At 59.1% G+C, this 12,161-nt stretch carries 5 protein-coding genes; 3 read left to right on the top strand and 2 right to left on the bottom strand.

Translation table 11 applies throughout. The annotated features are described in order from the left end of the window. Nucleotides 1–161: 161 nt before the first annotated feature. The 3 genes from I2H36_RS01385 to I2H36_RS01375 are packed head-to-tail and all read left to right on the top strand — an operon-like array spanning nt 162 to nt 3,575. The gene (locus I2H36_RS01385) at nt 162–1,361 is read left to right on the top strand and encodes a mandelate racemase/muconate lactonizing enzyme family protein (RefSeq protein ID WP_196262095.1); all 1,200 of its coding nucleotides are present in this window, start codon (nt 162–164) and stop codon (nt 1,359–1,361) included. Between the two features lie 36 nt (nt 1,362–1,397). Next, nucleotides 1,398–2,774, top strand: a complete 1,377-nt coding sequence (locus I2H36_RS01380) for an FAD-binding oxidoreductase (protein ID WP_196262094.1) — start codon at nt 1,398–1,400, stop codon at nt 2,772–2,774. 30 nt (nt 2,775–2,804) lie between these two features. Beyond that, complete coding sequence (locus I2H36_RS01375) at nt 2,805–3,575, top strand: SDR family oxidoreductase (protein WP_196262576.1); 771 nt, start codon at nt 2,805–2,807, stop codon at nt 3,573–3,575. A 541-nt stretch (nt 3,576–4,116) separates the two neighbouring features. Here the strand turns inward: I2H36_RS01375 and I2H36_RS01370 are convergent. Then, the gene (locus I2H36_RS01370; RefSeq protein ID WP_196262093.1) at nt 4,117–6,225 is read right to left on the bottom strand and encodes a response regulator; all 2,109 of its coding nucleotides are present in this window, start codon (nt 6,223–6,225) and stop codon (nt 4,117–4,119) included. Next, a complete protein-coding gene (locus tag I2H36_RS01365; protein ID WP_196262092.1) occupies nt 6,222–12,071 on the bottom strand; it encodes a HAMP domain-containing protein in 5,850 nt (1,949 codons plus the stop codon). Before I2H36_RS01365 ends, I2H36_RS01370 begins: the two co-directional genes overlap by 4 nt. Nucleotides 12,072–12,161 lie beyond the last annotated feature (90 nt).

The raw sequence follows: 12,161 nt of genomic DNA, 5'->3' as shown, positions 1-12,161 counted from the left end.
GGAAGCGTTCTAATGTTGCGAATTATACTTATGAATACCATCCTGATGGCACATTTCGGTGGATACCGTACTACTCTCTTCAGCATCCAAGGCGTCAACTGTAACTGTTGTTCTCTGCCGTTTTTCATGTCCACATGGGTTGCAGCCACGACGAGAGTTCAATGAAGATCACCCGGGTCGAGACAGTCCGCCTCCAGGAATTTGCAAACATCATCTGGGTTCGCCTTCACACGGATGAGGGCCTTATTGGTTTGGGTGAAACCTTCATGGGCGCAGCTGCCGTGGAGGCCTGTATCCATGAGACCGTCGCAGCCAAGCTGATCGGGCGTGACCCGCTTCAGATCGAGGCGATCAACCGGGATCTCCAGAACTATCTTGGCTGGCGATCGGCCGGGGTGGAAACACGGGGCAACTCAGCTGTCGACATTGCCTTGTGGGACCTGTTCGGCAAGGCTCATGGCAAGCCCATTTGCGAAATGCTGGGTGGGCGCTCGCGGGAGAAGATTCGGGTCTACAACACCTGCGCCGGATACCGATATATCCGCGACAACCGTGCTCAGAAGGTGGCGAACTGGGGAGTCGGTAGCGCAGAAGGTGCATACGAGGATCTGGAGGCGTTCCTGCACAACGCCGACGATCTAGCGCATTCCCTGCTGGAGCAGGGCATCACGGGGATGAAGATCTGGCCATTCGATGTCGCAGCCGAGCGCAGCCACGGCTATGACATATCTCCTGCGGAACTCAGGACAGCCCTTGAGCCGTTCGCCAAGATCCGCAAGGCCGTCGGCGACAAGATGGACATCATGGTCGAGTTTCACTCCCTGTGGAGCCTGCCGATGGCCAAGAAGCTTGCCGCGGCTCTCGCAGAGTTCGACACCTATTGGCACGAAGATCCGTTCCGCCTCGACAACATTGGCGACCTCAAGGAGTATGCCCTGCACTCCAAGGCATGGGTCTGCGCATCCGAAACCCTTTCCTACACGCACGCCTTCCGGGAATATCTCGAAACCGGAGTCGCCGGCGTCGCCATGCTCGATCTGTCCTGGTGCGGCGGCCTCACCGAGGCGCGCAAGATTGCCGCACTGGCCGAAGCGTGGCATGTGCCGGTTGCGCCCCATGACTGCACCGGGCCGGTGGTTTACGCAGCCTCCTGCCACTTCTCCCTGCATGCGAGGAATGCTTTGATCCAGGAAAGCGTCCGGGCGTTCTACACCGGCTGGTATACGGAGTTGGTGACCGAATTGCCCGTCGTCACGAATGGAGAGGTCACGGTCAACATGAAGCCGGGCCTAGGCCTGGAGTTATTGCCGGATCTCTGCAGCCGGCCGGATGCGATCGTCAGACTATCCGAGAACTCATAATCGAGACCGGAGGACCATTTGAAGACATGGAATGCCATGAGCGATTTGATTGATGCTTTAAAAGCTGCCCTTGGATCTCAGGTTAAGACAGGATCCGATATTCCTTTGCGCAATCATGCCGATGCCAGCGGGCTTCCGCCTACGCCCCCCAAAGCTTTGGTCATGCCGCAGACGACCGAGGATGTTGCCACAGCTCTTCGCATTTGCCACGAGCATAAGTACGCCGTCGTTGTCCAGGGCGGTCTAACGGGATTGGCAGGCGGTGCGCACCCTCAGGCCGGAGAAATCGCCCTCTCCCTCGAGCGCATGACAGGCATCGAAGAGATCGATGCCGCCAGCGCGACGCTGACGGCTCTTGCCGGAACGCCGCTCGCAGCCGTGCAGCAGGCCGCTGATGAGGCTGGCTATCTGTGCGGGATCGATCTCGGTGCGCGAGGCACCTGCACCATCGGCGGCAATGCTGCTACCAATGCCGGCGGCAATCAGGTGCTGCGTTACGGCATGGCCCGCCGCAACATCCTTGGTCTGGAAGTTGTTCTCGCGGACGGCACCGTCATCCGATCCTTGAACAAGATGCTGAAGAACAATGCCGGCTATGACTGGACGCAGTTGTTCATCGGAAGCGAAGGAACCCTCGGCGTCATCACGCGAGTTGTGATCGGGCTGCACCCGAAACCCCAGGGCCTTCAGACCGCTCTCTGCGCTGTCGAGAGCTTTGAGGACGGGCTCCTTGTTCTGCGGCAGTTCCAGCAGGCGCATCCGGGGCGCCTGCTGGTGTTCGAGGCGATGTGGCGGGAGTTCATGACCGTCGCCACCCAAGTCTGCGGACTCTCAAAAGCTTTCGAGGCCGAGCATGACATCACGCTCCTGATCGAAGCGGATATGGGACAAGACCCAGCAGGAACGGAGGCGTTCTCGCTTGTCCTTAGTGACCTCTATGAGCAGGGCTTGATCAAGGACGCTTTGGTCGCACAATCGCGCACCGACCGAAACCGGTTCTGGGCCTACCGGGAAACGCCCTATGAGTATGGCCGCTTCCTGCCTGAGGAGATCCGCTTCGATGTCAGCGTTCCGCTCGACCGGATGACGGAGGCCGTCGCACATCTGCGTGAGGAGATGCCAAAGCATTGGCCGGAGGCTATCTGGGTGGTTTTCGGACACGTCGCAGACAGCAACATTCATATCAATGTGGCCATTCGGGAAATGACTGACGCGACCAAGAAGGGTGTCCAGAGGCTTGTCTATGACCTCGTCTCACGCCTCGGCGGCTCGGTGTCGGCCGAGCATGGCATAGGACGCATCAAGCGGCCTTACCTGCCCTTGAGCCGATCCGGACCTGAACTCGCCTTGATGGCCAAGATGAAGCAGACCCTCGACCCTGCTGGCATTCTCAACCCTGGAAGGGTGCTTTAGGCGCAGCCGGCGGAACGAAGGCGCATGATGATGAATGTTGTAAATCTCTTCGGTCTCTCCGGACGGGTTGCTCTGGTGACAGGATCGAGCGCGGGAATTGGCTTTGCCCTTGCCCATGGGCTTGCAGGAGCCGGAGCCAAGGTTGTTCTCAACGGGCGCGAGCCGGCGAAACTTGCACTGGCTGCCGAGCGGCTCCGCCAGGAAGGCCTGTCGGCACATGAGATGGCCTTTGATGTCACCGACAGCAGTGCAGTCAGGCCAGCCATTGAATGGATCGAGGACAATGTCGGTCCCATCGACATCCTAGTCAACAATGCCGGCATGCAGCTTCGAGCGCCGCTCGAAAATTACCCGGAAGATGCCTGGCATGCCTTGATGAAGACAAATGTCGACAGCGTCTTCCATGTTGGGCAGGCCGTTGCAAAATGCATGATCCCGCGCGGACGAGGCAAGATCATCAACATCTGCTCGGTCCAGAGCGAGCTCGGGCGCCCCTCCATTGCTCCCTATGCGGCGAGCAAGGGAGCAGTAAAGATGCTCACCAAGGGCATGGCGATCGATTGGGGAAAGCACGGACTTCAGGTCAACGGCCTTGGTCCTGGATATTTCAAGACGGAACTCAACCGCGCGCTCGTGGAGGACAAGGCCTTCTCCGAATGGCTGATCGGTCGAACTCCCTCTCGCCGCTGGGGTGAGCTGGAAGACCTCGTCGGAGCCGCAATCTTCCTCGCCTCGAATGCCTCAAACTTCGTCAACGGGCAGATCATCTATGTCGATGGAGGAGTGACGGCCTCGCTCTGAGACATCGCTTATGAGATAACCGTTTTGAGCCTATTGAGCAATTTCCCGGATCCAGCGTTCAGCACCAGCCGGCGAAACTCACACTTAACTTTTCATGCGTAAATGAGTCGCCAATGGCGGTTGCATTCTCATTACAGGATGGTTAGCAACTGCCCTGTGATTTGCCAGATAAGCTACTTGGGAGGATTCCGATGGCCCACGGAGCGTACTGCGTTGCGTTCAAGCATAATCGCTGGACTGTTTCGCAGTTTGGGAGAGATCTGGGTTCCTTCTATTTCCGCGCCAAGGCTTTGAAATTCGCAGTTGAATCGGCTTGCTGGTCCGCCGTATCTAACTGCCCGACGGTGTTCGTTCTCGACCGTACCGGCGACTTCTACACCGCATGGCAAGGCGACAGGGATACACTCACCGCGACTACTTGAACATCTTAGCGGCAGCCTGTGCCGCAGTGATATCTTGTTCTTCGAACAGCTTGGAAACTGAAATACATCGCTAAGGGCATAATGATGAAATGACCTTCATCATAGAGGCACTTAGGAAGTTACGCTACTGCAGCCTCTGGTCGCGCTGTGACACTCTCTAACTCGACTATCTCTGGCAGCTTCATCAGATCCTGGATCTTCTCGGCCAAATCAGTTGCACGATAAGGCTTGTAAAGAAGATTGAGATCGTTGAGCGTCTCTTCACCATCGAAGTAGCCGGTTGTCAGGAGAACTTGAATCTCTGGGTGCTCTTGTTGGATGAGGCGGGCAAGATCAACGCCACTCAGATCCCCGGGCATTCGAACGTCGGAGAGTACGAGAGATATATCCCTCGTTTTTTTCAGGATTCGGGCGGCCTCGTCGCCGTTCTCGGCCTCATGTACCGTGAAGCCAAGAGAGTGAAGTGTGGATGTGGCGACTTGACGGACTGCAGGATTGTCCTCGACCACTAAGATAGTTCGCCCCTCGCCGAACGGCGTGGTAACGCCCGTGTGATTGTTGGAGGTATCTTCGGCGATCTCATATGACCGAGGGAGGAAGATGCGGATTGTCGTCCCGACATTTTGCGCACTATCCACTTCTACGCGGCCGTGACATTGCTGAACAAAGCCATAGACCATGCTGAGACCGAGACCGGTACCCTTGCCACTTTCCTTTGTCGTGAAGAACGGCTCAAAGACTTTCGCGAGTACTTCAGGCGGCATTCCGATCCCGGTGTCTTGAACCGCAATTTCCACGTAATCACCGCGTGGAAGAGACTTTCCTTCTTCTACAGTCTGGTTTGCAACGGTGATTGTCAGATCGCCGCCATCCGGCATAGCGTCTCGAGCATTCACGGCAAGATTCAGTAGAGCCGCTTCGAACTGGGCCCGATCAACCTGAATCGGCCAAATGTTGTCATCTGCACGGACGCTGGCGTTTATGTTCTCACCGAGTGTCCTGCGCATGAGCTCCAGGAGGCTCGGCATCAGGCTCATCACGTTGATCGTCGACACCTGCAGTGCCTGACGGCGGGAGAAGGTCAGGAGCCGATAGGTGAGATCCGCGCAGTGCTGCGCGCTCTCCATGGCCATTCGAACCCGCCGCTCCGCCTTCTCATTGCCCTGTATGGATTTCTTGAGAAGGTCGAGATTCCCGATGACGACGCTCAGCATGTTGTTGAAATCGTGAGCGATGCCACCCGTCAGGCGACCAACGGCCTCAAGCTTGCTGGCATGAAGCAGATTCTGCTCCATCTGCTTGCGCTCGGTGATGTCGAACCACATCCCAAAGAACTCGCGTGGGCGACCTTCGTCATCCCGCATGAGAACCGTCTGATCGAGAAAGTATCGCTCAACGCCATCTGCGCAAAGCCAGCGATATTCGAGGCTGACGAACCCTTCTTCCTCTAATCGCTTGAGTTCATTCAAGATCCTGTCCCGATCCTCGTCGTTGATCCGGGAGGACCAGAAGTCTGAACGTTCAAGGAAGGCTTCTGGACGAAAGCCGCTGATCCGTTCGATGCTTTCGTTGGTGAAGTGAAGCTGCCTGTGATCTTTCTGGACGGACGCCGTATAGAGCGCAATCGGCAGCGACTGCAGAACGATGGCCTGATGCTCCTCGCGCCGCCGCAGGGCCTGCTCGGCCTTCAGCTTCTCGCTACGGACCCGCAGGTTGTCCATGAGGAGATGGCGCTCCTGCTCCGCCTGGCGGCGGATCTCCTCCGTCTTGCGATAGAGATCGACAAAGATATCCACCTTCGACTTGAGGATCAGGGGCTCGATAGGTTTGAAGACATAGTCGACTGCACCTGCCGAGTACCCTTTGAAGACATGCATGTCGTCTTTGTTGAAGGCCGTCAGGAAAAGGATCGGAACCCGCGATGAGCGGGGTCTGTTTCGAATCAGGCTGGCAACCTCATAACCGTCCATCCGGGGCATCTGCACATCGAGAAGGATGGCCGCGAAGTCGTCTTGAAGAACACGACGCAAAGCGGACTCGCCTGAATCGGCGGTGACGATCTCCACACCGGGAGATCGCAACACCTCTTCAACGGCGATCAAATTCCTGGGGTCGTCATCGACCACTAGGATCTTGGCCAGGATGGGATCCGTCACAGGACGGGCCGAGACCAGATGAAACTCATCCGCCCCCAGGCCCGCATCAACCCGCCCAGCGTCTTCGATCATGAGTTCAACCCGACACCTGCCGCGCCATTGGGAGCGGCCTTCCCTTCAGGGATATAGGTGCTCCGGCTCAACTGAACGCGCAGGACGGCAAGAAGCTGATCGATATCCACAGGTTTCGACACATAATCCGTCGCACCTGCTTCGAGACACTTCTCACGATCGCCTTTCATGGCCTTGGCGGTGACGGCAACAAGCGGCAGATCACGGTATTGCGGGATGTTCCGGATCTCGCGCATGGTTTCGTAGCCGTCCATTCCCGGCATCATGATGTCAACCAGGGCAACATCGATATCGGGATTGGCCTGAAGCTTCTCGATTCCTTCCGCACCGTTCTCCGCGAAGATCACGGATAACCCATGTTGCTCGAGCGCGCTCGTCAGCGAGAAGATGTTGCGCATGTCATCATCGATGATGAGCACCTTGCGTCCATCGAGCGATCCATCGGCCCGATGTTCGACAATGATGTGCTTATCCTCAGGAATGGCGCTGATCGCCCGGTGGAGGAACAGCGCCGTGTCATTGAGAAGCCGCTCGGACGAGCCCTCGCCTTTGACGACGATCGTTGCAGCAATGTTCTGCAATCGACGCTCTTCCTCCCTGGTGAGATCCTGACCGGTGTAGATGACGATCGGCAGTTCCTCACCGCCGTTGGTCTTGCGAATACGCTCGATCAGTTCGGCGCCGGGCAGATCCGGAAGGCCGAGGTCCACGATGGCACAATCGAAGGGTCGCACCTGGATGACCTCCAGAGCGCCTTCGGCCGTCCCGACGGCAGTGACATCGACCTGCTCGTTCTTCATGAGTTCGGACAAGCTCATGCGCTGATTGTCGTCGTCCTCGACGAGGAGAAGCTTCTTCACCGGCCGATCGATGAACTCCTTCGTGCGGTTGAGCGCCCCCATGAGAGCCTCTCGGTCGACAGGCTTCTCGAGGAAGCCGAAGGCGCCGGCCTTGAGGCCGCGCTTCTTCTGATCGTCGACCGAAATCACATGAATGGGAACGTGCCTCGTCCTCGGATCATGCTTCAGCAGGTCGAGGAGTGCCCACCCGTCCATGTCGGGCAATCCGATGTCGAGGGTGATTGCATGGGGCTTGTAGCGATGGGCCAAGGCAAGCGCCGAAGCGCCGTCCATGGCGATAAGGCCCTTGAAGCCCTCCTCCCGCGCAAGTTCCAGCAGCACCGATGCAAACATCGCATCGTCCTCAATGATCAGCACGATGCGGTCGCCCACCGTGATCGCATGCCGATCATCGAGGGACGCGGAAAGCGCCATGGCAGCGGAAGGCTGCCGGATCATCGTTCCGGATGTATCCTCGGACGGCATGTAGGATCCCGCTCCGTCGCCGATCGCTCGCGCTGCAGATGCCGTGCTCAGCGCTCCATGACTTGAAGGAGGCTCCACGGGGACGAAGAGCGTGAACGTGGAGCCGCTTCCTGGCGTGCTCGACACCACGATCTCGCCGCCAAGGAGGCGCGCGATCTCACGGCTGATCGACAGGCCGAGACCGGTTCCACCGTACTTGCGGCTCGTGGTCCCGTCCGCCTGCTGGAACGCCTCGAAGATGATCCGTTGTTTTTCCTCGGGAATGCCGATGCCGGTATCTGTTACGGACATGGCGATCCATTGGCTTCCAGCCCGCAGCGGCGAGCCCTCGGCCGAACCGATTTGAAGCGTCACGCCTCCACGTTCCGTGAACTTGAAGGCGTTCGACAACAGATTGCGCAGTACCTGCTGCAGGCGCTTCGAATCCGTTCTGATAGCCAGCGGGAGCTTCGGATCGACCTCGACGTGGAAATTGAGCTTCCTCTCCTCCGCCACCTGGCGGAAGGTTCGGTCCATGTTCTCGACCAAATCCTTGAAGGCCACGTTGGAGACCTCAAGGCTGACCGTTCCGGATTCGATCTTGGACAGGTCCAGAATGTCGTTGATGAGCGACAAGAGATCGGAACCGGCCGCGTGGATCGTCTTGGCAAATTCCTTCTGCTTGTCCGTCAGGTTGCCATCGGAGTTTTCGGTCAGAAGCTTGGACAGTATCAGGAGCGAGTTGAGAGGCGTCCTCAGCTCATGGCTCATATTGGCCAGGAACTGCGATTTGTAGCGCGAGGTCAGGGAGAGCTGCTCGGCCTTTTCCTCAAGGGCGGTCTTGGCAATGGAGACCTCCTGGTTCTTTGTCTCCACTTCCCGCTTCTGGATTTCAAGCAGTCGCGCCTTGTCCTCAAGCTCCTCGTTAGTCCTCTGGAGCACCTCCTGCTGCTGGCGCAGAAGCTCCTCGGACTGACGCAACGTGGCTGCCTGCTGCTCGAGACGATCGTTGGTGTTCCGCAACTCCTCCTGCTGGCTCTGCAGCTCGGTGGTCAGAAGCTGAGACTGCTTCAGGAGACCTTCCGTGCGCATGTTGGCCGCAATCGTATTCAGAACGATACCGATCGATTCCGTCAGCTGGTCGAGGAAGGACTGGTGGGTTTCGGAGAAGCGGTTGAACGAAGCCAGCTCGATCACCGCCTTCACCTCCTGCTCGAACAGAACCGGCAGGACGATGATGTTGAGCGGCGCGGCCTCGCCAAGCGCCGAACCGATCTTGATGTAATCGTTCGGTGCGTTGGTGAGAAGAATGCGCTTCTTCTCGTAAGCGACTTGGCCGACGAGCCCCTCCCTCAGGCGGAAGCGGTTTCCAAGATGCTTGCGCTCCGTGAAGGCATAGGAAGCGACGAGTTCCAGACTCGGTTCCTCGCCACGGTTCTCGACCGTGTAGAACACGCCCTGTTGCGCATTCACCAGCGGGGCAATCTCCGACAGGATCATGTTGGAGACGGTGGCGAGATCGCGCTCGCCCTGCAGCATGCGGGTGAACTTGGCGAGGTTGGTCTTCAGCCAATCCTGCTCCGCATTCTTGAGCGTCGTATCGCGCAAGTTGCGGATCATCTCGTTGATGTTGTCCTTCAGCGCTGCAAGCTCGCCAAGGGCTTCCGCGGTGATCGACCGGGTCAGGTCGCCGCGCGTCACGGCCGTAGCGACTTCTGCGATGGCTCGCACCTGGTTGGTTAGGTTGGCGGCGAGCTGGTTAACGTTGTCCGTGAGATCGCGCCAGAGACCCGACACGCCTTCCACGCGGGCTTGGCCCCCGAGCTTTCCTTCCGTGCCCACCTCTTTCGCCACGCGGGTCACCTCGGAGGCGAAGGAGTTGAGCTGGTCCACCATGGTATTGATGGTGTTCTTGAGCTCCAGCATCTCGCCCTTGACGTCGACCGTGATCTTCTTGGAGAGGTTGCCGTTCGCCACCGCCGTGGTCACGTCCGCGATGTTACGCACCTGACCCGTCAGGTTGGCGGCCATCATGTTCACGTTGTCGGTCAGGTCCTTCCAGGTACCGCCGACACCCCGGACTTGTGCTTGGCCGCCGAGCTTGCCCTCCGTGCCCACCTCGCGGGCCACGCGGGTCACCTCGGAGGCGAAGGAGTTGAGCTGGTCCACCATGGTGTTGATGGTGTTCTTCAGCTCCAGCATCTCGCCTTTAACGTCGACGGTGATCTTTTTGGACAGGTCACCGTTCGCGACCGCCGTGGTCACGTCCGCGATGTTACGCACCTGGCCGGTGAGGTTGGCCGCCATCATGTTCACGTTGTCGGTCAGGTCCTTCCAGGTCCCGGCAACGCCCTTCACCTGGGCCTGGCCGCCGAGTTTGCCCTCAGAGCCCACCTCGCGGGCCACGCGGGTCACCTCGGAGGCGAAGGAGTTGAGCTGGTCCACCATCGTGTTGATGGTCGATTTCAGCTCCAGCATCTCGCCTTCGACCACGACGGTAATCTTCTTCGACAGGTCGCCCGTTGCAACCGCAGTCACGACCTCGGCGATGCCGCGCACCTGGCCGGTGAGGTTCGCCGCCATAAGGTTCACGTTATCGGTGAGGCCCTTCCAGACGCCGCCGACACCTTTCACCTGCGCCTGACCACCGAGCTTGCCCTCGGAGCCCACTTCCTTCGCGACGCGGGTCACCTCGGAGGCGAAGGAGTTGAGCTGGTCCACCATGGTATTGATGGTGTTCTTCAGCTCGAGAAGCTCACCACGCACATCGACGGTGATCTTCTTGGAGAGGTCGCCGTTCGCCACCGCCGTGGTCACATCGGCGATGTTACGCACCTGGCCGGTCAAGTTGGCCGCCATCATATTCACATTGTCGGTCAGGCCTTTCCAGACGCCTCCGACGCCTTCCACGCGGGCCTGACCTCCCAGCTTACCTTCCGTGCCCACCTCTTTCGCAACGCGGGTGACCTCGGAGGCAAAGGAGTTGAGCTGGTCCACCATGGTATTGATGGTGTTCTTCAGCTCGAGAAGCTCACCACGCACATCGACGGTGATCTTCTTGGAGAGGTCGCCGTTCGCCACCGCCGTGGTCACGTCCGCGATGTTACGCACCTGGCCTGTGAGGTTCGCCGCCATCATGTTCACGTTGTCGGTCAGGTCCTTCCACGTACCACCGACTCCCTTCACCTGGGCCTGGCCGCCGAGCTTGCCCTCCGTGCCCACCTCGCGGGCCACGCGGGTCACTTCGGAGGCGAAGGAGTTCAGCTGGTCCACCATGGTGTTGATGGTGTTCTTCAGCTCCAGCATCTCGCCCTTGACGTCGACGGTGATCTTCTTCGACAGGTCACCGTTAGCAACCGCCGTGGTCACATCGGCGATGTTACGCACCTGACCGGTGAGGTTGGCCGCCATCATGTTCACATTGTCGGTGAGGTCGCGCCACAGGCCGGCAGCGCCAGGCACGAGCGCTTGGCCCCCGAGCTTGCCTTCGATACCCACCTCGCGTGCCACGTTCGTCACCTGATCGGCGAAGGTGGCCAATGTGTCGATCATGCCGTTGATGGTGTCCGCCAGCGCCGCAATCTCGCCCTTGGCATCCACGGTCAGCTTGCGCGTAAGGTTGCCGACGGCGACGGCAGTCACGACCTCGGCGATGCCGCGCACCTGGCCGGTAAGGTTCGCCGCCATCATGTTCACGTTGTCGGTCAGGTCCTTCCAGGTGCCGCCGACACCCTTCACCTGTGCTTGCCCGCCGAGCTTGCCTTCCGTGCCCACCTCTTTCGCCACGCGGGTCACTTCGGAGGCGAAGGAGTTGAGCTGATCCACCATGGTGTTGATGGTGTTCTTCAGCTCAAGCATCTCGCCCTTGACGTCAACCGTGATCTTCTTGGAGAGGTTGCCGTTTGCCACCGCGGTTGTGACCTCGGCGATGTTACGCACCTGACCGGTGAGGTTGGCTGCCATCATGTTCACGTTGTCGGTCAGGTCTTTCCAGGTACCGGCAACGCCTTTCACCTGCGCCTGACCACCAAGCTTGCCCTCGGTGCCCACCTCTTTCGCGACACGGGTCACCTCGGACGCGAACGAGCTCAGCTGGCCCACCATGGTGTTGACCACCTTGCCGATGCGCAGGAATTCGCCGCGCAGGGGGCGGCCTTCAATCTCGAGCTGCATGGTCTGGCTGAGATCGCCCTTGGCCACCGCGCCGATCACGCGGGCCACCTCGGTTGTCGGTTGGACGAGATCGCCGATCATCGAATTGACAGAGTCGATGCACTCGTTCCAGCAACCGGTTGCTGCCGCAAGGCGTCCGCGCTCGCCGATCCGCCCTTCCTTGCCGACGACCTTGGCCACCCGGTCCAGTTCCTGGGCCAGCCCCTTGTTCAGGTCAGCGATGTCGTTGAAGGCCTCGGCGATCTCGCCGTCGATGCCGGTCAGATCCGATGGCAGGCGCACGGAGAAGTCGCCTCTCCGGAATGCGCGCAGGGTTTTGAGCAGCAGCTTGGGATCAAGCTGCGAAATGGCGGTTTCGACTTGTGACATAAGGCCCCCTGTTACGCTGTTCCAGGCTTACCCGCGCCTGGATCCCCATATGCCGACGTCCCAAAAGCTACTTTGTTCGTCTTCGGATGG

The sequence above is a fragment of the Microvirga terrestris genome, assembly GCF_015694425.1.
GTDB lineage: Bacteria > Pseudomonadota > Alphaproteobacteria > Rhizobiales > Beijerinckiaceae > Microvirga > Microvirga terrestris.
This window is presented reverse-complemented; position numbering and strand designations above follow the sequence as displayed.

Bases quoted from the DNA above. Each gene is read 5' to 3' on its own strand.
- I2H36_RS01370 (WP_196262093.1), bottom strand. From the start codon at position 6,225: ATGATCGAAGACGCTGGGCGGGTTGATGCGGGCCTGGGGGCGGATGAG.
- I2H36_RS01375 (WP_196262576.1), top strand. From the start codon at position 2,805: ATGAATGTTGTAAATCTCTTCGGTCTCTCCGGACGGGTTGCTCTGGTG.
- I2H36_RS01380 (WP_196262094.1), top strand. From the start codon at position 1,398: ATGAGCGATTTGATTGATGCTTTAAAAGCTGCCCTTGGATCTCAGGTT.
- I2H36_RS01365 (WP_196262092.1), bottom strand. From the start codon at position 12,071: ATGTCACAAGTCGAAACCGCCATTTCGCAGCTTGATCCCAAGCTGCTG.
- I2H36_RS01385 (WP_196262095.1), top strand. From the start codon at position 162: ATGAAGATCACCCGGGTCGAGACAGTCCGCCTCCAGGAATTTGCAAAC.